The sequence below is a fragment of the Microbispora bryophytorum genome (assembly GCF_006874465.1).
Lineage (GTDB): Bacteria > Actinomycetota > Actinomycetes > Streptosporangiales > Streptosporangiaceae > Microbispora > Microbispora bryophytorum.
Map to the genome: position 1 here is coordinate 159,915 of NZ_VIRL01000017.1, position 20,626 is coordinate 180,540.

Sequence of the window (20,626 nt, forward strand, 5' to 3'; positions counted from 1 at the left end):
GTCAGTTCTCCTGCTTCAAGCAGCTGTAGCCGCTCGGCCGCTCGGGTTCGAGCGTCACCTGCCGCAGCACGGTGGCCTCCATGGAGATGCGGAAGGTCTCCTGGTGCGCGCAGTCGTACAACGCGTACGTGCCTTCGCGCTCGCCGAGCAGCAGCACCTCCGCCCCGCCGCGCAGCACCTTGCCGCTTTCGCGGTCGTTGAGCACCACCCACTGGTCCTGGAAGCCCACCATCGACAGGAGCAGGCTGGCAGGCCGGCCCTTCTCGGCGACGGCGATCGCGTCGCTCTCCATCTGCCCCATCAGCGCGAAGCCCAGCCCGATGCCGGTGAACGCGGCCACCACGATCTTCATGCCCGCGCGGCCGGCCGGGCGCCGCCGCAGCAACCGGAACGGCACGAGGAAGGCCAGGGCGCCGATCACCGCTGCGGTGATCACGACGCCGGCCATCGACACGCCCTCGCCCAGCCCGAGGTATCCGAGGAAGCCCCAGTAGCTCACTCCGCACCACAGCGCGCCGGCGGTCGCGGCGGCCCACGGGCGCACGCGTACGGCCCGGGTCAGGCGGGACATATGGCCGAGGGTGGCCTTGTCGAGCAGCCAGACGGCCGCCACGAAGACGCCCGCGAGCAGCGCGCCGGCGATGACGAGCAGGATCAGTGTCCCCACCAGGCGGCCGAACATGGTGGCCTGGTCGATGCCCGCCTGCTCCGGGCTGATGTTGAAGATGCCGTACACCTGCTGGATGCCGAGATATAGCAGGGCGTAGAGGGCGATGCCGACGGGCACCACGACCGATCCGCCGCGTTCCAGCAAGTCGATGACGCCGGCTTTCACGTCCGGCTCCGGCAGGTCGGCGAGGCCGGTGTGTTCCTCCGGCTTAGTCAAGGTCATTGATCAGTTTCTTTTCGTATTCAACTATTGCGACGGAACATGATTGCAGCCCGCATAAACGATCATGCAGCGGCTCCGCCGCAACGGACGGCGGCGGACGCGACGCGCTGCGCTGCGCGCTTTTTTCCTGCCGTCCCGGGTGCTTGACTCGGACGTATGGAGCTCGCCCACGACCGTCGCGGCAGCGGCCCGCCGCTGATCCTTCTCCACGGCATCGGTCACCACCGGCGCGGCTGGCTGCCGGTCCTCGATCTGCTCGCGGAGCGGCACGACGTCATCGCGGTGGACCTGCCCGGCTTCGGCGACTCCCCGCCGCTGCCGTACGGCACGCCGTACAACGTGGAGACGCTGGGGCGGGCGGTGCGGGACTTCTGGATCGGGCTCGGCCTGAACCGGCCGCACGTCGCCGGAAACTCGCTGGGCGGCTACATCGCGCTCGACCTGGCGTCCAGCGGCGACGTCCGCACGGCTGTCGCGTTGTCTCCCGCAGGGTTCTGGTCCCGGGCCGAGCACGCGTACTCGCGGGCCGTGCTGCGCCTGCTGCGGCTGGCGGCGCAGGCGGACGGACTGCCCGCGTTCGCGGCCGGCACGGACGGGGGGAAGGCGCTCGCCTTGGGCCTGTTGGTGGCCCGTCCGGAGCGGCTGCCGCGTGAGGCCGTGCTGGCGGCGGCCACGGCGCTGCGCGAGTGCGTGGGGTTCGAGGAGACGCTGGACTCGCTGGCCTGGGCAGCGCCGCCCGCGCCGCCTCAGGTGCCGGTCACCATCGCCTGGGGCGACCGCGACCGGCTGCTGCCGCGCCGCCAGGCCGTACGGGCGGCGCGGTGGGCGGGGCAGCGGACGCTGCTGCTGCGGGGCTGCGGCCACGTGCCGATGAGCGACGACCCGGAGCTGGTCGCGCGGGTGATTCTCGGAGGCAGCATCCTCGAAGGCGGCGAAGATCCCCGCTGAGTCTCTGCGCGCCGGCTTGTGCCGAGGGGCACGCGGGGACGGGGAAACCCGCGCATACTGATCAGTGTGGACACCGGACTCATCCTTCTGGTCTTCCTGGCGCTCCTGTTCGCGTGGCTGCTGAACAAGGTGCGCCGGTTCTTCCGGCTGAGCCCGGTGGCCTATGGAGGCGTGATGGTCGTGTTCGTGGTGGCCATGCTGCTGATCTGGGGACAGCAGCACAGCTGATCGGCTGCTGATTCTCGGGAGTCAGAAGCGGGCCGCCAGAAGCAGCCGCCCGAAGCGGGCCGCCAGGCGCGGGGCGTCGGGTGTGGGGCGTCGGGAGCGCGGCTCAGAAGCCGAAGGACCGGCCGATGATCTCCTTCATGATCTCCGTGGTGCCGCCGTAGATCGTCTGCACGCGGCTGTCCAGCCAGGCCTTGGCCACCGGATACTCCAGCATGTAGCCGTAGCCGCCGTGTAGCTGGACGCACCTGTCGATGACCTTGTTCTGCAGCTCGGTCGTCCACCACTTGGCCTTCGCGGCGTCCACCGCCGTGAGCTCCTTGGCGTTGAGCGCCCGCACGCACTTGTCCACGTAGTGGCGGGCGATCTCCACCTCCGTCGCCAGCTCGGCCAGGAGGAACCGGGTGTTCTGGAACTTGCCGATGCTGCGGCCGAAGGCCGTGCGGTTGCGGCAGTACTCGATCGTCTCCTCCAGCACCGTCTCCGCCGCGGCCACGGCCGCCACCGCGATCGACAGCCGCTCCTGCGGCAGGTTGTGCATGAGCTGGAAGAAGCCCTGGCCCTCCTCGCCGCCCAGGAGATTGGCCACCGGCACCCGGACGTTGTCGAAGAACAGTTCGGCGGTGTCCTGCGCGTGCATGCCGACCTTCTCCAGGTTGCGGCCGCGGGTGAAGCCCTCCATGCCGCGCTCCACCACCAGCAGCGAGGTGCCGCGCGCGCCCGCCGAGGGGTCGGTCTTGGTCACGACCACGACGAGGTCGGAGTTGATGCCGTTGGTGATGAAGGTCTTCTGCCCGTTCACCACGTAGTGGTCGCCCTCGCGGACGGCGGTGGTCCGGATGCCCTGCAGGTCGCTGCCGGCCCCCGGCTCGGTCATCCCGATCGCCGTGATCAGCTCGCCGGACGCGAAGCCGGGCAGCCAGCGCTGCTTCTGCTCGTCGTCGGTCAGATCGACCATGTACGGCGCCATGATGTCGTTGTGCAGGCCGAATCCCAGGCCGCTGGCGCCGACGCGGATGACCTCCTCGACGATCACCATGTTGTAGCGGAAGTCGGTGATCCCCGAGCCGCCGTACTCCTCCGGCACGGAGAAGCCGAACATCCCCAGCTCGCCCGCCTTCTTCCACACCTCGCGGGGGACGATGCCGTCCTTCTCCCACTGCGCGTGGTGGGGGACGACCTCACGGGCCATGAACTCACGGACGGTCTCACGGAAGAGGTCGTGCTCCTCGTCGAAGAGGTCTCGCCGCATCGGGTACGCCTTCCGGCTCAGAATCTGTTGGCCGCACCAGAATACGATTCTGGTCGTCCGCCGGTCGATCGGCTTCGCATCGTACGGACGGTCACAACTACGAAACCTTCGTGATAATGGCCACTTTGACCGCTTCGGTTGCCCCTAAGATCTACCTTCGGTTTGCTATAGGCCCGCCAGGGCGGTCCTGTGATCGGAGTATGCGGTGATTCGGTGGAAAGCTGGTCTTCCTAGGACCGTGGCTGCCTTGGCCCTCGGCCTCGCTGGTACGGCGGCGATTGTCGTACCGGCGGTGACGGCGCAGGCCAATACCGCCGATCTCGTCGTCGACTACGCCTGCAACGGCGGCATCGCCGGAACGGGCTCCGGGACCGTGAATCTCCGGACGAAGCTCACTGTCCCCACGACGCTGAACGTCGGCGACCCGCTCAACGTCTCCTGGAAGCTCGGCTACAAGGACGCGACGCGCTTGGGAGCGCCCGCGCTCCTGCCCAACGGCGGCCGCGTCGAGGTGACCGGACGGGTCAACCTCAGCGGCAGCTGGATCGGGCAGCTTCAGCCGAAGGGATTCGTGGACCAGCCGGGGGCGATGGTCAAGGGCACCCCGCTCAAGCTTCCCGAAGGCATCGCGGACTTCGCCTACACGGATCGGGAGGGCACCCTCACGGTCAAGCCCGGCAAGCTGTTCATCGACTTCCGCCCGCCCGCCTCGGAGGTCGTGGTCAACGACGACGATCCGCGGATTTCCTACGGACCCGGGTGGGAAGACCTCAACGACCAGCCGAGCCAGAACAACGACAATCATCTGGACCTGCACAGGACCACGGCCAAGGACGCGTGGGCGTCGTTCACCTTCACGGGCACCGGGATCGACTACATCGCGCAGAGGGACCAGCGCGCCGGACCGGTCGACATCTACGTCGACAACGAGCCGGGCACCCCTCCGCGTGTCGACCCCTCCAGGAACGACGACGGCACGGTGGTCAACGACGCCAACAAGGGCGGACAGACCCTGTGGAAGTTCCGGGGCCTGAAGTTCGGCGAGCACACGATCAGCATCAAGAACGTCGAGGACGGCAAGTGGGGCCAGCTTGACGCCTTCCGCGTGGTCACGCGGGAGGTGGCCAACCCGCCTCAGGAGTACCGCGCCACGTGCGAGATCGTCAGCGCGCCGGTCGCCGTTCAGGTCAAGATCGGCGGCGGTGGTGACAACCCCGCCAGCCCGTCGCCTGACACGTCCGCTTCGCCGAGCGCATCGCCCAGTGCTTCCGCCAGTCCCACGGATGAGAACCCGGGCGGCGGCGGCGAGTCGCCGTCGCCTTCCCCGTCGACCTCTCCTTCGCCTTCGCCTTCTCCGTCGGCCAGCCCGTCGCCGGCTGCGGCGCAGACGCAGAACTACATCGTGACGGCGGTGGTGACGCAGGGCAGTCCGTCGCCGACGGCGACGCGGACGGTGACGCTGACCGCGACACCGAGCGTGGCGCAGGTGGCGATCACGCCGCAGGGCGGCGCGCAGACCGGTGAGGCTCCCGAGCGCGTGTCGTCCTCGGCCATGCTGCTGATCGGCTCGGGCGGCGCACTGTTGATGATCGGCATGCTCAGTGGTGTGGCCATGCTCCGGCGCAGGGCGGCGCACTCGGGCGAGCGGGGCTGAGGAGGATGACGATGAACGACGCTCCTGACGGTGGCGTCCCCGAGCAGGGTGACGCGGGCACCGAGGCCAAGAAGACGCGCAAGCCGCTGCCCCAGCCGGTCCTCGCGACCCTGCTCGTGGCCGGGTCGTTCGGCGGCATCGCGGCGGTGATGGCCGGGATGCTCGTCGTGCTGAGCCCCTCGGACTCTCCGGAGAGCGGACCGGTCGCGGGTACGGTGAACGTTCAGGACGCGGGCAACGTGGCCCTCCTGCCGCCGACAGTCGGCCCGGGCGGGCCCGGTGTCCCGCTCACGGCGGCGGACCCGGCCGCCCCGCCGCCGTCTCCCGTGATGCAGCCGATCGCCCCGCTGACCCTCACGAGCGCGGCCTCGTCGTCGACGAAGCCGCTGTCGTCCGGCGCGAAGAAGACGACGACCAAGCAGGTCACCGGCAGGCCGCTGAAGATCAGCATTCCGGCGATCGGCGTGAAGGCCGCGGTGGGCTCGGTGGGCGTGGACAAGTCCGGCGTCATCCAGACGCCGCCGCTGAGCAAGCCCAGCCTCACCGGCTGGTACCGCTACGGACCGGCCCCCGGCGACCAGGGGCCGTCGATCATTCTCGGGCACGTGAACACCCGCAAGGGCGCCGCCGTCTTCAGCCGCCTGCGCGAGCTCAAGCGCGGCAACAAGATCGCCGTTCTCCGCGCGGACGGCAAGATGGCGATCTTCACGGTGGACGGGATCGAGCAGGTCAGCAAGTCGACGTTCCCGACCAAGCGTGTCTACAGCAACACGATCACATCGTCGCTGCGGCTGATCACCTGCGGCGGGGTCTACAACGCCAAGCAGCACCACTACACCGACAACATCATCGTCTACGCGACGCTGACCGAGACCAAGGGCAAGTGATCGCGGGCTGATCAGCCCGTGCTGATCACCTCTTCGCCGTCCCGCGTCTCGCGCTCGGGCGGATCGTGCGGCCTGCGCCGTACGGCCGCCCGAGCCGTGCGCTGGACCAGCAGCGTGCCCGCCACCGCCGCCACCGCGACGATCACCAACGCGTACGGCTGACGCCACGGCGAGGAATCACCGACGGCCGCGGAGACCTGGGCCGGTTGCGTGGCCCCGGCCGGCTGCGCGGACGCCACTGACGCCACGGACGCCACGGACGCCACGGGCGTCGCGGCGGGAAGACGGTTGGGGATGACGGACGCCGCCTTCCAGGGGAATCCGGGCGGCTTCACGGGCCCCCAATAATCCATGACCTCGGAGCCGGCGGGCACCGGGAACTGCGGCGGAGCCGCCTTCAGCCCGCCCGGCACCGTGAGCGTGCCGATCTCGTACGGCGCGAACATGCCCTGCAGGCCCTGCACCCGCCACCGTCCGGCCGGCACCTTGACGGACGTGGCGTAGTGGGCGGGTTCCGGCAGCGGCGTTCCGCCGAACGTCAGCGTCGTGCCGTCCTCCCCGGTCAGGCGCAGGCCGATCGGATCGAGGCCGCCGGGCCCCTCGTACGGATGGGTGCCGTGCTGGAGCACCCAGAAACCCACCGTGTAGGGGACGTCGGGCCGCACCTCGGCGGGAAACGGGTCGAGTTCGGTCACGGCCCAGAAGCCGGCCCGCGCGTGAGCGGGCAGGGCCGGCGCGAGGATCGCGGCCATCGCCGCGAGGGCCACGAGTAGTCGTCTCATCTCGATACCTCCACCCTCACTACCGTGGGAGGGCGATGAAGGTTCCCTGAGAATTTCCTGACATAGGGGGCCCGCCGGTTATGGCGGTGGTCGACTGCTGGGAGACTGTTCGTTACTTCGTACGTGACTGTGGTGGCAGGAGAGACGTCGTGCCCGACCCCAGTGCCCGGCGCAGGAGTGCCAGGCGTCGCATCGCGGCCCGGTCGGCGGCGGGAGCGACGGCCGCACTGGCCCTGATGACGTGGCCCGTGCTCGCGGCGACCAAAACCACGACCGTGCCGTATTCCTGCACTCCGGCGGGCGGCGTCGCCGCGACCTACCCGGTGGACGTGACCCTGGTCGCGCCCGACGACCCGGTGGTGAGCAGTGCGGCGACCGTGACCTGGCGGATCGCTCCCGCGTCGCCGCCGAGCGGCCAGAGCGCGATGGTGGCGCCGGCGACGGGCATCGCACCGAACGACGTCATGGTCGCCGAGGGCCTGATGGAGGTGACCGGCGCTCCCGTCGTGAGCGGGTCCGCCACTCCCAGCCCATCGCCGACTCCCACGCCCTCTCCGTCGGCGTCGCCGTCCGCATCGGCCGCTCCCTCCCCGAGTGCGAGCCCCTCCCCGAGCGCGTCACCCTCCCCGAGCGCGTCGCCCTCAGCCAGTGCGACTCCCTCCGACGAGGACACCGGCTCGGCCACGGACGACACCGAGACCGGCACGCAGGAGGAAAGTCCCTCGGCCATCACGCTGAGCCCGTCCGCCTCAACGGTGCTTGCGTCGACCGTCTCCCCGTCGGCCACGCTGACGCCGATCCCCGAACTGCTCGTCACGCTGACTCCGACGGCGGTGGGCACGATCGGAGTCGCGGCAGGGGACTTCACGCTCAAGCTGCGACCGGCCGGGGACACCGCCGGCACGGGCGAGGCGCTCTACACGTGCACGCTGCCGGAGTCCGCGACGCGGGCGTCGCTCGCGCTCACCGTCGTCGCCTCCTCGTCTCCCTCGCCGTCCGCCACGCCGTCCCCTTCGCCGAGCCCGGCCGGTAACACGAACACCTCGCCCAGTCCCAGCGCCGGAGCCTCGACGACCCCGAGCCCGAGCCCGAGCCCGAGGACCACGACGACCACCACGGTCACGGCGACCGCGACGGCCTCCCATACGGCCACCAAGCAGATCAAGACGACGCCGCTCGGCGGTGCGCAGACCGGGGCCGGGGGCGACGCGGGCCCGGACGCCCGGCTCGTCGTGCTCACCGGCCTGGCGCTGATGGCCGCGGCGGCGGTGGGAGGGCTGCTGCTGCGGCGCTTCGGCCCGAACTCCGGCTCGTACGGCGGGCACTAGCGTCCGGCTGGACGCGGACATGCCGAAGAAGCAAGAAAGTTTGAGCAACTGGAGGCGGTCTTGGGGTTTTTGTCCGTAAGATCTCTACCTGACCGTGACCGTATGCTGGAATGCTGGTACGCCTGTTGACTGCGAGCATCGAAGTGGAGAGAAGTCAGTGCTGAAGTCAAAGGCGCGGGGCCGAGTCGCCGGAAGGGCCGCCGCGGCCGGAGTGGTCAGCGCGGGCCTTCTCCTGGGCCTGAGCGCGCTCGGCGCGCGAGCCGACACGAAGACCGTGACATACACGTGCAGCCCGGGGACCTCCGGTGGCACCGCCGTCACACACGATTTCACCGTGACGCTCAACGCGAGCACCTCGGCGGTGACCGGCACTCAGTACACCGCGACCCTGAGCATCCAGCCGCTCACGACTTCGCCGTTCCCCGTGCCGGTGCAGATCGCGAGCGGCGCGACGATCGAGTTGCAGCCCACCGTGTCGGCGTCGGTGCTGCCGGTCGGCATGACCGCGGGAGTGTCCACGCCCTCGCCGACCGGCACGGCGTTGACCGCGGTCGTCGCGGCCCAGGGGCCTATGCCGGCGCTTCCCACCGCGACGCTGACCGTGACGCCGTCGGCCGGGGCCACCTCCGTCGTGCTGACGGCGAAGGACTTCAAGATCAGCATGATCGCGCCGGCCGGCACGGGCACGACCACCACCACGCCCACCGCGCTCTACAACTGCGCGGTCGCGACGACAGGCGCCAACACGATTCCCGCGGTCGCGACGATCGCGGTGGCGAGCCCCTCGGCGTCCCCGAGCGCGAGTGCCAGCGCCAGCCCCAGTCCCTCCGCGAGCGCCTCGCCCTCGCCGCGTAACACCCGGACGGTGTTCGAGACGGTCTTCGCGTCGCCCACGCCGTCCAAGACGAAGACCACGAAGTCCGCCCAGGTCGAGAGCACGCCCGGAGGTGGCGCGGCCACCGGCGGCGGAGGCGAGGCGGGCCCCGACGCTCGCCTCTTCGTGCTCACCGGCACCGCGCTCATGCTGGCGGCGGGGGCCGGCGGACTCGTGCTCCGGACCCGTCGCCGCCCGGTGAGGCGGTAGGACGAGCCATGACCACCCCGCCACCTGGACAGTACCCGCCGGGCCAGCCGTACGGCGTGCCTCTCGGGCCGGGCGGGCAGGGCTACCCCCAGCCGGTTTACGGCCAACCGGTCTTCCAGCCGGTCATGCTGCCTCACATGCAGCACATGCAGCCGCCGCCACAGCCGCCGGAGGAGAAGCCGCCGGGCGGCGGCGCGGAGACCATCCGGCGCGTGCTGATCACGGCGGCCATCCTGGGTCTGGTCGTCGTGATCGTGGGCGTAGTGATCATGGTGAACAACCCCGACGAGTACGCCGCGTCGACCCGTGAGACGGTGAAGCTCGCGGCGCCGCAGAACGGGCTCGCCCCCTCCGTGGGCCCGGGCGGCGCCGGTCAGCCGCTGACGCAGGCGGTCGCCACCGCGCCTCCGCCGGTGCCGAAGATCCCGGCGGCTCCGGCGATGCAGCCCTCGACGCCCAAGCGCCTGGTCATCCCCAAGATCGGCGTGAACGCCCCGATCAATTCGGTCGGCCTCGACCGCAGCGGCGCGATCCAGACGCCCCCGATCAGCAACCACAATCTGGTCGGCTGGTACCGCGGTGGCCCGACGGCGGGTGAGGCGGGCCCGGCCGTCATGCTGGGGCACAAGGACACAACCTCGCGCAGCGCCGTCTTCAGCCGCCTGCACGAACTGTCGTACGGCGACAAGATCGAGGTGTACCGCCTCGACGGGACCGTGGCCATCTTCACCGTGGGCGGGATCGAGCAGGCGGACAAGCAGACGTTCCCCACCAACCGGGTGTACGGGCACGCCGACAACGCCGAGCTCAGGCTGATCACCTGCGGCGGCACATACAACCACATGACCGGCCACTACATCGACAACGTCATCGTCTACGCCACGATGACCGGCACGCGTCTGGCGAAGTCGAAGTCCTGAGCCGAGGCACCTCGCCGAGAGGGCTCGTGGTGAGCGGCCGTCGAGGGCTATGGTCTCTTCGACCGATCATGAGGAGGGCCTATGGGCTGGTTGTCGAAACTCCTGTTGCCCGGCCGGCTGCGCACGGGGCCTACGGCGCTGCTGCCCGCCCGGCCGGATCCGAAGACACTGCTGGCGGTCGCGCAACTCGCCGATCCCGAGGCGAGGACCGACGGCGACGACATCCTCGCGGGCGGGTCGCGCATCGAGTCGCCCGTCGAACTGACCGGAGACGTCCTCGCCAAGCTCGGCGTGCCCGACGAGGACAGGCTCTGGGCGTGCCGGATCGCCGCCGAGGGCCCGCTGCCGGTGGACTTCTTCGACAAGAGCCTCGCCGAGGGCATCGCCTACCGTCTGGGCGGCTGGTCGCTCTGCCAGGGTGAGCCGCTCGATCCGGCGGAGGACGGCGGAGACCCGCTGGTCTATCTGCCGGCCGTGCCGGAGCCCGAGGAGATCCTGCCGATCCTGGCCGAGTCACTGCGGCACGCCGACGCCGTGGACACCGCACGGTGGCCGGAGGGCGAGCTGATCGAGGGCGTCGTCCACGTCCCCGTCCGCCGTGGCAGGGTGGCCGACGTCTACGCGGGCGCCGACGTGCTGGTCACGGTGGAGGAGGGGCATCGCCTGCCGCCTGCCGCCCAGACCCGCTGGCCGTACCTGACGGAAGTCGCGATCGCCCGGGTCTCCCCGGTCGCGCGTACGGAGGAGGAGGCGGGCGAGGACGCCGAGCCTGCCGGTGCGGCCTCCGGAGCTGCGGCCGACGACCGGACGGAAGACGTGACGAGTGCGGAGGCGGCCCCGGGTCCGCTGGATGCCGGCTCGGACAGCGAAGACGCCGGCACGGGCGCGAGCACGGGCGCCGGCTCCGACGCGGAGGGCGCGCAGGCCGCGACGAGCCGGAACGACGCGGAGGGCACGGAAGACACGACGGACAGCGAGGACAGCCAGGACAGCGAGGACAGCGAGGACACGGATGAGGCGCGGGGGGCGCTGCTCGCGCGGGCGGCCGTGGCGCTCGCGCTCGCGGACGGGCTCCGGGGGATCGCGGCCGACAGCCGGGGTTTCCAGATCGCCGAGGTCGCCGACGTGCTTCCGGGGGGTCACGCCTGAACCATGACGCCAACGCGCCCGCCATTGGGCCCACCAGCGTGCCGATCGACCACGGTCATCGACCGTAACCCGCCAACACGCCCTTCGGCGTGCCGATCGACCAGGGCTACCGCCGCCTCCCCCGACGAAAGTTCTGAGGTAACCTCTCACTAACCGAACATTGCTCGGTTTCCTATGGAGGCACTGTGGCAGAGGCGTACATCGTCGGGGCGGTCCGCACGCCGGTCGGCAAGAAGAAGGGCGGGCTCTCCGCGGTCCACCCGGTCGACCTGGCCGCCCACACTCTTCAAGCGCTCGTCGAGCGCACCGGCGTCGATCCCGCCGCCGTCGATGACGTGATCATGGGCTGCGTCATGCAGTTCGGCCCGCAGTCCATGGACATCGCGCGCAACGCGTGGCTCAGCGCGGGCCTCCCGGAGACCGTGGCAGGAGTCACGATCGACCGGCAGTGCGGCTCGTCGCAGCAGGCCATCCACTTCGCCGCGCAGGGCGTGCTGTCGGGCACGCAGGACCTGGTCGTGGCGGCCGGCGTCGAGTCGATGTCCATCGTCCCGATGGGGTCGAGCATCTCGGCGGCGCTGGAGAAGGGCATGCCGTTCCCGTTCGGCGACAAGTGGGTCGAGCGGTACGGCAAGCAGGAGATCTCCCAATTCCGCGGCGCGGAGCTGATGTGCGAGAAGTGGGGCCTGGAGCGTGACGAGCTGGAGCGTTACGCCTACGAGAGCCACCAGCGGGCCGCCAAGGCGATCGCCAACGGCCACTTCAGGGACGAGATCGCCCCGGTGAACGGCGTGGCCGACGACGAGGGCCCGCGGCCGGACACCACGCTGGAGAAGATGGCCGGGCTGAAGACCCTGCGCGAGGGCGGCCGGATCACCGCGGCCACCTCCTCGCAGATCTCCGACGGCTCCGGGGCGCTGCTCATCGCCTCGGAGCAGGCGGTGCGCGAGCACGGGCTGGTCCCGCGCGCGCGGATCGTCACGCTCGCGCTGACCGGTGACGACCCGGTCTACATGCTCACGGCGCCGATCCCGGCCACCCGCAGGGCGCTGGCAAAGGCGGGGCTCACGATCGGGGACATCGACGTCATCGAGATCAACGAGGCGTTCGCCCCGGTGCCGCTGGCCTGGCTCAAGGAGATCGGGGCCGACCCGGCGCGGACCAACCCCAACGGCGGCGCGATCGCGCTGGGGCACCCGCTGGGCGGCACCGGCGCGATCCTCATGACCAAGCTCCTCCATGAGCTTGAGCGCACCGGCGGGCGGTACGGCCTGCAGACGATGTGCGAGGGCGGCGGCCAGGCCAACGTCACGATCATCGAGCGTCTCTGACCGTTCGCGCGAGGATCCGACCGTTCACGCGGAAAGGGCACCCCGGGCTTACCCGGGGTGCCCTTTCCGGTCACGAAGCGGCTTACTTGGCTCTCGGCAGCCGCCGCGGCTGCCGCACCGGCCGCATGGGCGGCGCCGGGATCTGGCGCGGCGGCGGAGGGAAGGAACGCTGGGGCTGCGGCGTGCGCGGGTTCTGCCGCTTGCCGCCCTTGCTGGACGCGCGAGTACGCATACGGGATCTCCTTGTACGTCGGGAACGCGGCACCGAGGTGCCGTCACTCAGCTGCCGCGTCGAATGGACAGGGCCGGAAAGCTGAGCGGATCAGCCACTCAGAGGGCTGATCAGCGGTCGCCGTACAGAATCCACATGCGGGTGACAGTAACAAGTCGCCGTATCGCCGGACAAAGGGTTTTCGCTCCGTCCAAGGCGACCAAGCCGTCTCCAAGTGGATCACCAGACGTCGACAAGTGGGGCGTTGTGTACTCGAACACGTCAAACAGACGTTCCCTGCACAGGAGATACCAGTGAAGTCAATCAAGCGCGTCGCCGCCGTTCTCGCCACCACCGCCGTCGCGGTCACCACCTTCGGCGTCCTGTCCGCCCCGGCGCACGCCATGAAGCCCGGCGACGGGTGGTACCGCTGCTGGATCCCCGACTACGGCTACATGTGGTGCTACGACGTCTGATCCCCACCACCACGGACCACGGCCCCGCCCCCCGCACCCACCGGGGGCGGGGCCGTGCCGTTCCCGTCAGCCGATGCGCCGGTGGACGTCCTCGAACATGGACGGGCCGGTGCGCTGAGAGGCGATCCACGGGCCCTCCAGCGACGGGTCGACGATCCCGTTCTCCATGAACGTGTACCGCCCGTCGAGCACCCGCCGGGCCAGCCGCACGTCCTCGTCGTCGGTGTTGTCCCACAGCCGGTCGAACAGCGCCTCGGCCCGCTGCCTGGCCTGGTGGCAGAAGGTGTCGGCCAGCTCGTACGGCTTGCGCCCGTGCTCGGCCGAGTCCTCCTGGGCGCGCACGCAGACCGCGGTGATGGCGAACAGCTCGGCGCCGATGTCCACGATCCGCGACAGGAATCCCTGCTTGTGCTCCAGCCGCGCCTGCCAGCGCGACATGCCGTAGAAGGTCGATCGGGCGAGCTTGCGGCTGGTCCGCTCGACGAACCGCAGGTGCTGGGCCAGCGGGCCGAACTCGGCGTACGACGTGGGCACCTGACCGGGCCCGGTCACCAGGCTCGGCAGCCACCGGGCGTAGAAGGCGCCGGCCCGGGTGGCCGCCCGTCCCTTGGCCCGCAGGCCGGCCTTCGGATCGACGAGCTCGCCCGCCACCGACAGGTGGGCGTCCACCGCCTCGCGGGCGATGAGCAGGTGCATGATCTCGGTCGAGCCCTCGAAGATGCGGTTGATCCGCAGGTCGCGCAGCATCTGCTCGGCGGGTACGCCGCGCTCGCCGCGGGCGTGCAGCGACTCGGCGGTCTCGTAGCCGCGCCCGCCCCTCATCTGCACCAGCTCGTCCATGAGCCGCCAGGCCATCTCCGTGCTGTACAGCTTGGCGAGCGCGGCCTCGATGCGGATGTCGTTGCGCTCGTCGTCGGCCATCCGGCTGGCCAGGTCCACCACCGACTCCAGTGCGTACGCGGTGGCGGCGATGAAGGCGACCTTGCGGGCGATGGCCTCGTGCCGGCCGACCGGCCGGCCCCACTGGACCCGCTCGCACCCCCACTCGCGGGCGATCTTCGTCGCCCACTTCGCCGCGCCGACGCAGGTCGCCGGCAGGGAGAGGCGCCCGGTGTTGAGCGTGGTCAACGCGATCTTGAGGCCCTGGCCCTCGCGGCCGATCAGGTTCTCCACCGGCACGCGCACCTGGTGGAAGCGGGTGACGCCGTTCTCGATGCCCCGCAGGCCCATGAACTGGTTGCGGTGCTCCACGGTGATGCCGGGGGAGTCCGCCTCGACCACGAAGGCCGAGATCTTGGCCCCGGTCCGTGCCATCACGACCAGCAGGTCGGCCACGACGCCGTTGGTCGTCCACAGCTTCACGCCGTTGATCACGTACGCGTCGCCGTCCCGGACGGCGGTCGTCGACAGCCGGGCGGGGTCGGACCCCACGTCCGGCTCGGTCAGCAGGAAGGCGGAGATCTCGCCCCGGGCGCAGCGGGGCAGGAAGCGGCGCTTCTGCTCGGGGGTGCCGAACAGCCGCAGCGGCTGCGGAACCCCGATGGACTGGTGGGCCGACAGCAGCGCGCTGAGCGCGGGGGAGCACGACGTCACGAGTGCCAGCGCGCGGCAGTAGTACAGATGGCTCAGCCCCAGCCCGCCGTACTCCTCCTCGGTGGTCATGCCGAACGCGCCGATCGCCGCCAGGCCCTTGACCACCTCGTCCGGGATCACAGCGGTGCGCTCGATGAGGGAGGGATCGACCTTCTCCTGCAGGAACGCGCGCAGCGCGCGCAAAAAGTCGTCTCCCTTCTTGATCTCCTCCTCGGAGAGGCGGCGGGCGGGATACACGAGATCCAGCTGGAAGTCCCCGAGGAAGAGCTGCTTGCCGAAGCTCGGGCGGGTCCACTCCGTCTCGCGCGCCTGCTCGGCCACCTCCCTGGCCTTGGCGTACTCGGTCGTCATCATCGACCTCCTCGGCGGTGAAACGAGCTCTCCTCGTTAACTACCCGCCAGTAGCCTCTCGCATCGCGGGAAGCGCGATGTGTATGGCCGTCCCTCCGCCCAGGGAGGAGACGATGCGGCACCGGCCGCCGTGCGCCTCAACGATGGCCTTCACGATCGACAGGCCGAGCCCCGATCCGCCGGACAGGTGGTCCTCTCCGCGCTGGAAGCGGTCGAAGGCGCGTGCGGCCTGCTCCGGGCTCATCCCCGGACCGGTGTCGCGCACCTCGATCGCCACCGACTCCGGGACGCGCTGCAGCCGTACGGTGGCCCGGGTACCCTCGGGCGTGTGCGCCCGCACGTTGCCGAGCAGGTTGACGAGCACCTGGCGGACCCTGGCCTCGTCCACCGTCGCCACCAGGGACGGCGGCGCCTCCACCGTGACGGGGTAGGCAGGATCGAGGGCGGCCGAGTCGGCGGCCACCTCGCGGGCCATCTCGGCCAGGTCGGTCGCGTCGAGCGCGAGGGCGGTGCCCCGGTCGAGCCGCGCGAGTTCCAGCATCTCGCCCACCAGGCGGCCCATGCGGTCGGCCTCGGCCTCGATCCGTCCCATGATCTTGGGCAGATCCGCGGGCGGGATCGCCCCGGCCCGGTACAGCTCCGCATACCCGGAGATGGTCGACAGCGGGGTGCGCAGTTCGTGGGAGGCGTCGGTGGCGAAGCGGCGCACGCGGTCCTCCGACGCCTGGCGGTCGCGGAAGGCGTCGGCGATCCGGTCGAGCATGAGGTTGACCGCGGCGCCGAGCCTGCCGACCTCCGACGAACCCTCGGGCATCCGGGCCGACAGGTCGACTCGCTCGGCCACGAGATGGGCGGTGCGCGCCATCTTGCCGAGCGGCGCCAGGCCGCCGGCGATCAGCAGCCGGCCACCCGCGGCGAGCAGCAGGATCAGCACCCCGCCGGTGGCCAGTTCGCTGATCAGGAGGTGGCGAACCGGGTCGTCCACCGCGTCCAGGGGCACCGCGATGACCATCAGCCGAAGGCCGCTCGGCGACATCGCCGCGGCCGCGATCAGTTGGTGGCCGCCGCTCGGGTCGAGGTCGAAGGTGCGGCCCTGCGCCGCGTACGCCAGCAGTCTGTCCTTGCCCAGCGCCTCGGTCAGGCCGGGTACGGCCTCGGCCTCGTCGGCGTCACCGCCGACCAGGTGCGCGTGCTGCTCGGTGAGGTTGTAGACCGCGACGGCGTAGGTGGAGCCGGTCAGCGCCTGGTCGAGCGGGTCTCCCTCGACCACCCGGCGCGCCGCCGTGACGGTCGCGGCCACCACCTGCCCCTCCAGCCGCGTGCGCAGGTGGCCGCGCAGGACGACGACGCTGACGAGGGAGAAGACGACGAGCAGGACCGCGCTCACGCCGAGGAGCCCGGCGAGCAGGCGTGTCCTGAGCGACATCACCGGTCCGTCACATGTCCTGGGGCGGGCGCAGGGAGTATCCGATGCCGCGCTGGGTGTGGATCAGCGGCGGGCCGAGCGGGTCGAGTTTGCGGCGCAGGTAGGAGATGTAGGTCTCCAGCACCTGCGAACTCCCGCCGTAGCCCCAGACCTCCTCCAGCAGGCGCCGCTTGGTGAGCACCAGGCCGGCGTTGGCCATCAGGAAGGCCAGCAGGCGGAACTCGGTCGGCGACAGCTCCACCGGGACGCCGCCGCGCCGCACCTCCCAGCGTGCCTCGTCGAGCTCCAGGTCGCCGACCTGGAGGATCGGCCCGTGCGCCCGCTCGGCCGCCTCCGGCACGGTCGTACGGCGCAGCACGGCGCGGATCCGCGCTACCAGTGCCTCGACCGAGAACGGTTTGGTGACGTAGTCGTCGCCGCCGAGGGTCAGCCCGCGCACGGTGTCGGCGACCGCGTCGCGGGCGGTCAGAAAGATCACGGGAGGGTGCACGCCGTCGGCCCGGATTCGCCGGCAGACCTCGAAGCCGTCGATGTCGGGCAGCATGACGTCGAGGACGACCAGGTCGGGCTGGTTCGTCAGCACCTCGCCGAGCGCCGCGGCTCCCGTGCCCACGGCCGTCACCCGGAAGCCGTGGAACCTGAGGGCGACTTCCACGATGTCCCGGATGTTCGGCTCGTCCTCGACGACGAGGATCCTGGTTTCACTCATGGGGGACCCATTGTGCAGGTAGAAGGCATTTGTTGCACAATGCGGGTCTCCGGGGGCCGCTCCGCGCGGCATTCGTGGGTCAGCGCGGGACGCGGGCCACGCAGAACACGGTCTGGCCGAACGGGGGACGGACGAACCGCTCGATGAGCCGGGTCAGCGGCACGACGGTGCGGTCGTAGATCTTGACGAGCCGGGGGTCGGGGTAGCCCACGCCACCCCGCCGCACGGCCGCCCACCAGGCGATGCCGCCGAGGAAGTTGATCGGCTTGAGCACCTGCACGTCGAGGCCGGCGTCGGTGACCGTCTTGCGCAGGGTAGCGGGGGTGTAGCGGGTGACGTGCCCCACCTTGCGGTCGAAGTCCCCGTAGAGCTGCATGTAGCCGGGCACCCAGATGACGATGCGCCCGCCGGGAGCGGTCACCTTGGCCAGCGACCGCAGCGCCTCGGCGTCCTCCTCGATGTGCTCGAGGACGTTCATCATCACGACGGTGTCGACCGGGTCGGAAAGGGGGATCTCGGTCGGCAGGCCGAACTGGAGCACCGACACGTCGTCGCGGTCGGCGAACCTCTGGCGCAGTTGCTCCACGCAGTAGGGATCGAAGTCGCTCACCACGAGCCTGTCCAGGCGCGGCAGAAACTGCTCGGCGAAATGCCCGAGACCCGACCCGATCTCCAGGAGCGACCGCCCGACGTGCGGCGCGACCATGTCGAACTCGTACTGCCGGTAGTTCTTGGCCTCGTCGCCGCCGAGGTGGTTCTCCAGAGCCTCGTCCCCGGCCGCCGGCTGGACTACTCGGTCATACCCAGACATAGGATCCTCGATCTGCACGCTGACGGTCGTGGAAAGTGTAGTGCCCGACCCATCGGCGGGCGTCCGCTTCGCCGGAGGGGCCGCGGATGGGAGCTTCGCGCGGCTCTGTTCTTCTGGCGGCTCCGTTCTTCGGACAGCACGGTTCTTCGGACAGCATGGGGAATCCGTCGACACCCCTGTGGACGGAATGCCCGCCTGATCGTAGGCTTCACCTCCGCCCCGATCCCCCGATTGCCCTTTATGGACGACGACGAAGCAGTGACCCGCGCTCTGGCCGGTGACCTCGACGCCTACGAGGTGCTGGTCACCCGTTACAGCGCGGTCGCCCACCGTACGGCGAGCCTGCTCGGCGCGGCCGACGAGGCGCAGGACGTCGTTCAGGAGGCGTTCGTCAAGGCGTTCCGCCACCTCAAGGGCTTCCGCCGGGGCTCGTCCTTCCGCCCCTGGCTGCTGCGTATCGTGGCCAACGAGACCCACGACCTCACCCGGTCGCGTGGCCGCCGCTCCGACCTCGCCGTACGGCTGGGCCGCGAGCGGGAGCCGTACGGACCCGGGGACCCCGGGGACCCGGAGAGCGCGGCGGTGGACGCCGACGGCCGGGCCCGCCTGCTGGAGGCGGTACGCGCGCTGTCCGACGGGGAACGCGAAGCCGTGGTCTGCCGGTATTTCCTGCAGTTGTCCGAGGCGGAGACGGCCGAAGTCCTCGGCGTGCGGCTCGGCACGGTCAAGTCACGGACGTTCCGGGCCCTGCGGCGTCTGCGGGAGGAGGTGGGCCGTGAGCACTTCGGATGACAGAGATCCGATCGCGCCGGAGGACCTCGAGACGCGGCTGCGGGACCTCGGCGAGGAACTGGCCATGGCCCCCGTGCCGCCTCCCGCCGACGTGGCGCGTGCCGTACGCGCCCGCATCGAGGACGGCGGGGCCGGCGACAGGGTACGGCCGCGGGCCGCGTGGCGGCCGTCGCCGCGCGTCGCGGCAGCGGCGGTGGCGGTGCTGACGGCCGTGCTGCTCGGGGCCACACCGCAGGGCCGGGCCGCTGTCGTGTCGGTGCTGCGCATCGCGGGCGTCGAGATCCACGTGGGCGGCGCCGGGCCGCTGCCCACGGGAGTGCCGAGTCCGTTGCCCGGCGAGCGCCGGGTGACGCTGGAGGAGGCGCGGCGCGGCGCCCGCTTCCCCGTGGCCGTGCCGTCCGCGCTCGGCGAGCCGTCCGACGTCCGCCTCGCCGACGGCGGCCGGGTGGTGACACTGCTGTGGCCGGGCGTCCGGCTCGACGAGTTCGACGGCACGCTGGGCGTCGTCTGGCACAAGGAACTCGGAGAACCGTTCCCGGAGCAGGTGGGCGTCGTCGGCGGATGGTGGATTCCGCGCTCTCACGGCGTGTCGTACGTGCCGGGGGACGGCGGCGCGCCTCGGGAGGAGCGGGTGGCCGGGCCGACGCTCATTTGGCAGCACAAGCTGGTCGGGCTGCGACTGGAGGGGCCGGACCGCGTCGAGGCCATGCGGATCGCCTCCTCGGTCCGGTGAGCCGGGGACTCACTCGGGGGAGGCGAGCCAGGCGTCGGCCTCGCTCAGCAACTCCTTCTTGACCGCTTCGGGCGCCGTCGACGACCGGATCGACTGCCGGGCGAGCTCGGCGATCTCCGCGTCGCCGAAGCCGTAGACGTCCCGCGCGAGCTCATACTGCGGCAGCAGCCGGGCGCCGAACAGCAGCGGGTCGTCGGCGCCGAGAGCGATCGGCACCCCGGCCTCGAACAGCCGCCGCAGCGGCACGTCCTCGGGGCGTTCCGCCACCCCGAGGCCCACGTTGGACAGCGGGCACACCTCGCAGGTGACCTGCCGGTCGGCCAGCCGCTCCATCAGGCGGGGCGACTCGGCCGCGCGCACGCCATGGCCGATCCGATCGGCGTCCAGGTCGTCGAGGCATTCGGCGACGCTCGCCGCGCCCAGCAACTCGCCGCCGTGCGGCACGGCGAGCAGCCCCGCGCCCCTGGCGATCCGGAAGGCGTGCTCGAAGTCCCTCGCCCGGCCGCGCCGCTCGTCGTTGGACAGGCCGAAGCCCACCACGCCCCTGCCCTGGTAGCGGGCCGCCAGGCGGGCCAGCGTCCTGGCGTCGAGCGTGTGCCGGATGCGGTTGGCGGCCACGATCACCGCCATGCCGATCCCGGCCTGCCTGGCCGCCTTGTCCGTCGCGTCGAGGACGAGTTCGAGTGTCTCGGTCAGCCCGCCGAAACGCTGGGCGTACCCGGAGGGATCGACCTGGATCTCCAGCCAGCGCGAGCCTTCCCGGGCCTCGTCCTCGGCGGCCTCGCGCAGCAGCCGGTAGACGTCCTCGGGGCGGCGCAGCACCGACCGCGCGATGTCGTACAACCGCTGGAACCGGAACCAGCCGCGCTCGTCGGTCGCCCGCAGTTTCGGCGGCCAGTCCTCCACCAGCGCGTCGGGGAGGTGGACGCCCTGCTCCCGGGCGAGCTCGATCAGCGTCGAATGCCGCATCGAGCCGGTGAAGTGCAAGTGCAGGTGTGCCTTGGGGAGCGTGTTTAGTGGACGTGCCATCTCCATATGTTGCCGCATGTCGCTCTCAACCTGTCGCCGGGTT

Annotated in this window: 21 protein-coding genes; 12 read left to right on the forward strand and 9 right to left on the reverse strand. The window is 70.9% G+C overall.

From position 1 onward, the window contains the following. Window position 1 precedes the first annotated feature (1 nt). A complete protein-coding gene (locus FLX07_RS26935) occupies window positions 2–892 on the reverse strand; it encodes a hypothetical protein (RefSeq protein ID WP_142574465.1) in 891 nt (296 codons plus the stop codon). A gap of 156 nt (window positions 893–1,048) precedes the next feature. Between FLX07_RS26935 and FLX07_RS26940 the strand changes: the two genes are divergently transcribed. Together FLX07_RS26940 and FLX07_RS36655 are read left to right on the forward strand one after the other, a co-directional pair. Next, entirely contained in the window at window positions 1,049–1,840 is a 792-nt protein-coding gene (locus tag FLX07_RS26940) for an alpha/beta fold hydrolase (RefSeq protein WP_142574466.1), read from the forward strand. 66 nt (window positions 1,841–1,906) lie between these two features. Beyond that, window positions 1,907–2,068, forward strand: a complete 162-nt coding sequence (locus FLX07_RS36655; protein ID WP_167538831.1) for a hypothetical protein — start codon at window positions 1,907–1,909, stop codon at window positions 2,066–2,068. Between the two features lie 103 nt (window positions 2,069–2,171). On the opposite strand, the gene FLX07_RS26945 is transcribed toward FLX07_RS36655, so the two are convergent. After that, window positions 2,172–3,317 carry an acyl-CoA dehydrogenase family protein gene (locus FLX07_RS26945; protein ID WP_142574467.1) on the reverse strand — a complete coding sequence of 382 codons (1,146 nt, stop codon included), beginning with the start codon at window positions 3,315–3,317 and terminating at the stop codon, window positions 2,172–2,174. Between the two features lie 238 nt (window positions 3,318–3,555). Here FLX07_RS26945 and FLX07_RS26950 point away from each other — a divergent pair, with 238 nt between their 5' ends. Further along, window positions 3,556–4,971 carry a hypothetical protein gene (locus FLX07_RS26950; protein WP_142574468.1) on the forward strand — a complete coding sequence of 472 codons (1,416 nt, stop codon included), beginning with the start codon at window positions 3,556–3,558 and terminating at the stop codon, window positions 4,969–4,971. Window positions 4,972–4,982: 11 nt separating this feature from the next. Then, the gene (locus FLX07_RS26955) at window positions 4,983–5,858 is read left to right on the forward strand and encodes a class F sortase (protein ID WP_167748391.1); all 876 of its coding nucleotides are present in this window, start codon (window positions 4,983–4,985) and stop codon (window positions 5,856–5,858) included. Between the two features lie 11 nt (window positions 5,859–5,869). Here the strand turns inward: FLX07_RS26955 and FLX07_RS26960 are convergent, their stop codons facing one another. Next, window positions 5,870–6,640, reverse strand: a complete 771-nt coding sequence (locus tag FLX07_RS26960) for a hypothetical protein (RefSeq protein WP_142574470.1) — start codon at window positions 6,638–6,640, stop codon at window positions 5,870–5,872. A gap of 149 nt (window positions 6,641–6,789) precedes the next feature. Here FLX07_RS26960 and FLX07_RS26965 point away from each other — a divergent pair, with 149 nt between their 5' ends. The 5 genes from FLX07_RS26965 (at window position 6,790) to FLX07_RS26985 (ending at window position 12,452) form a co-directional block, all read left to right on the forward strand. Beyond that, entirely contained in the window at window positions 6,790–7,968 is a 1,179-nt protein-coding gene (locus FLX07_RS26965; protein WP_142574471.1) for a hypothetical protein, read from the forward strand. A 157-nt stretch (window positions 7,969–8,125) separates the two neighbouring features. Beyond that, complete coding sequence (locus tag FLX07_RS26970; protein ID WP_142574472.1) at window positions 8,126–9,052, forward strand: hypothetical protein; 927 nt, start codon at window positions 8,126–8,128, stop codon at window positions 9,050–9,052. 8 nt (window positions 9,053–9,060) lie between these two features. After that, window positions 9,061–9,972: a class F sortase gene (locus FLX07_RS26975; protein ID WP_142574473.1), complete on the forward strand. Its 912-nt coding sequence runs from the start codon at window positions 9,061–9,063 to the stop codon at window positions 9,970–9,972. An 81-nt stretch (window positions 9,973–10,053) separates the two neighbouring features. Beyond that, a complete protein-coding gene (locus FLX07_RS36660) occupies window positions 10,054–11,121 on the forward strand; it encodes a hypothetical protein (protein ID WP_167748392.1) in 1,068 nt (355 codons plus the stop codon). Between the two features lie 185 nt (window positions 11,122–11,306). Beyond that, window positions 11,307–12,452, forward strand: a complete 1,146-nt coding sequence (locus tag FLX07_RS26985; RefSeq protein WP_142574475.1) for an acetyl-CoA C-acetyltransferase — start codon at window positions 11,307–11,309, stop codon at window positions 12,450–12,452. Between the two features lie 82 nt (window positions 12,453–12,534). On the opposite strand, the gene FLX07_RS36665 is transcribed toward FLX07_RS26985, so the two are convergent. Continuing rightward, window positions 12,535–12,684, reverse strand: coding sequence for a hypothetical protein (locus FLX07_RS36665; protein ID WP_167748393.1), 150 nt, complete (start codon window positions 12,682–12,684; stop codon window positions 12,535–12,537). 293 nt (window positions 12,685–12,977) lie between these two features. Between FLX07_RS36665 and FLX07_RS36670 the strand changes: the two genes are divergently transcribed. Then, on the forward strand, window positions 12,978–13,139 hold the full coding sequence (locus tag FLX07_RS36670) for a hypothetical protein (RefSeq protein WP_167748394.1): 162 nt from the start codon (window positions 12,978–12,980) through the stop codon (window positions 13,137–13,139). 66 nt (window positions 13,140–13,205) lie between these two features. On the opposite strand, the gene FLX07_RS26990 is transcribed toward FLX07_RS36670, so the two are convergent. The 4 genes from FLX07_RS26990 to FLX07_RS27005 form a co-directional block, all read right to left on the reverse strand. Then, window positions 13,206–15,086, reverse strand: a complete 1,881-nt coding sequence (locus FLX07_RS26990) for an acyl-CoA dehydrogenase family protein (RefSeq protein ID WP_373292456.1) — start codon at window positions 15,084–15,086, stop codon at window positions 13,206–13,208. A 37-nt stretch (window positions 15,087–15,123) separates the two neighbouring features. Then, a complete protein-coding gene (locus tag FLX07_RS26995; RefSeq protein ID WP_142574476.1) occupies window positions 15,124–16,509 on the reverse strand; it encodes a sensor histidine kinase in 1,386 nt (461 codons plus the stop codon). A gap of 10 nt (window positions 16,510–16,519) precedes the next feature. Next, window positions 16,520–17,218, reverse strand: a complete 699-nt coding sequence (locus FLX07_RS27000) for a response regulator transcription factor (protein ID WP_142574477.1) — start codon at window positions 17,216–17,218, stop codon at window positions 16,520–16,522. 79 nt (window positions 17,219–17,297) lie between these two features. Further along, the gene (locus FLX07_RS27005) at window positions 17,298–18,029 is read right to left on the reverse strand and encodes a class I SAM-dependent methyltransferase (RefSeq protein WP_142574478.1); all 732 of its coding nucleotides are present in this window, start codon (window positions 18,027–18,029) and stop codon (window positions 17,298–17,300) included. Between the two features lie 240 nt (window positions 18,030–18,269). Here FLX07_RS27005 and FLX07_RS27010 point away from each other — a divergent pair, with 240 nt between their 5' ends. Next, a complete protein-coding gene (locus FLX07_RS27010) occupies window positions 18,270–18,821 on the forward strand; it encodes an RNA polymerase sigma factor (RefSeq protein ID WP_142574479.1) in 552 nt (183 codons plus the stop codon). Beyond that, window positions 18,805–19,554, forward strand: a complete 750-nt coding sequence (locus tag FLX07_RS27015) for a hypothetical protein (protein WP_142574480.1) — start codon at window positions 18,805–18,807, stop codon at window positions 19,552–19,554. The genes FLX07_RS27010 and FLX07_RS27015 overlap by 17 nt, the downstream gene beginning before the upstream one ends. A 9-nt stretch (window positions 19,555–19,563) precedes the next feature. On the opposite strand, the gene FLX07_RS27020 is transcribed toward FLX07_RS27015, so the two are convergent. Next, window positions 19,564–20,583 (reverse strand): adenosine deaminase, encoded by a 1,020-nt coding sequence (locus tag FLX07_RS27020; RefSeq protein WP_142574481.1) that lies wholly within the window; start codon window positions 20,581–20,583, stop codon window positions 19,564–19,566. Window positions 20,584–20,626 lie beyond the last annotated feature (43 nt).

Coding starts and splice junctions, on each gene's coding strand:
- FLX07_RS26995 (WP_142574476.1), bottom strand. CDS start 16,509: ATGTCGCTCAGGACACGCCTGCTCGCCGGGCTCCTCGGCGTGAGCGCG.
- FLX07_RS27020 (WP_142574481.1), bottom strand. CDS start 20,583: ATGGCACGTCCACTAAACACGCTCCCCAAGGCACACCTGCACTTGCAC.
- FLX07_RS36665 (WP_167748393.1), bottom strand. CDS start 12,684: ATGCGTACTCGCGCGTCCAGCAAGGGCGGCAAGCGGCAGAACCCGCGC.
- FLX07_RS27000 (WP_142574477.1), bottom strand. CDS start 17,218: ATGAGTGAAACCAGGATCCTCGTCGTCGAGGACGAGCCGAACATCCGG.
- FLX07_RS26990 (WP_373292456.1), bottom strand. CDS start 15,086: ATGATGACGACCGAGTACGCCAAGGCCAGGGAGGTGGCCGAGCAGGCG.
- FLX07_RS26945 (WP_142574467.1), bottom strand. CDS start 3,317: ATGCGGCGAGACCTCTTCGACGAGGAGCACGACCTCTTCCGTGAGACC.
- FLX07_RS26960 (WP_142574470.1), bottom strand. CDS start 6,640: ATGAGACGACTACTCGTGGCCCTCGCGGCGATGGCCGCGATCCTCGCG.
- FLX07_RS26940 (WP_142574466.1), top strand. CDS start 1,049: ATGGAGCTCGCCCACGACCGTCGCGGCAGCGGCCCGCCGCTGATCCTT.
- FLX07_RS36660 (WP_167748392.1), top strand. CDS start 10,054: ATGGGCTGGTTGTCGAAACTCCTGTTGCCCGGCCGGCTGCGCACGGGG.
- FLX07_RS26955 (WP_167748391.1), top strand. CDS start 4,983: ATGAACGACGCTCCTGACGGTGGCGTCCCCGAGCAGGGTGACGCGGGC.
- FLX07_RS27005 (WP_142574478.1), bottom strand. CDS start 18,029: ATGTCTGGGTATGACCGAGTAGTCCAGCCGGCGGCCGGGGACGAGGCT.
- FLX07_RS26975 (WP_142574473.1), top strand. CDS start 9,061: ATGACCACCCCGCCACCTGGACAGTACCCGCCGGGCCAGCCGTACGGC.
- FLX07_RS26935 (WP_142574465.1), bottom strand. CDS start 892: ATGACCTTGACTAAGCCGGAGGAACACACCGGCCTCGCCGACCTGCCG.
- FLX07_RS27010 (WP_142574479.1), top strand. CDS start 18,270: ATGGACGACGACGAAGCAGTGACCCGCGCTCTGGCCGGTGACCTCGAC.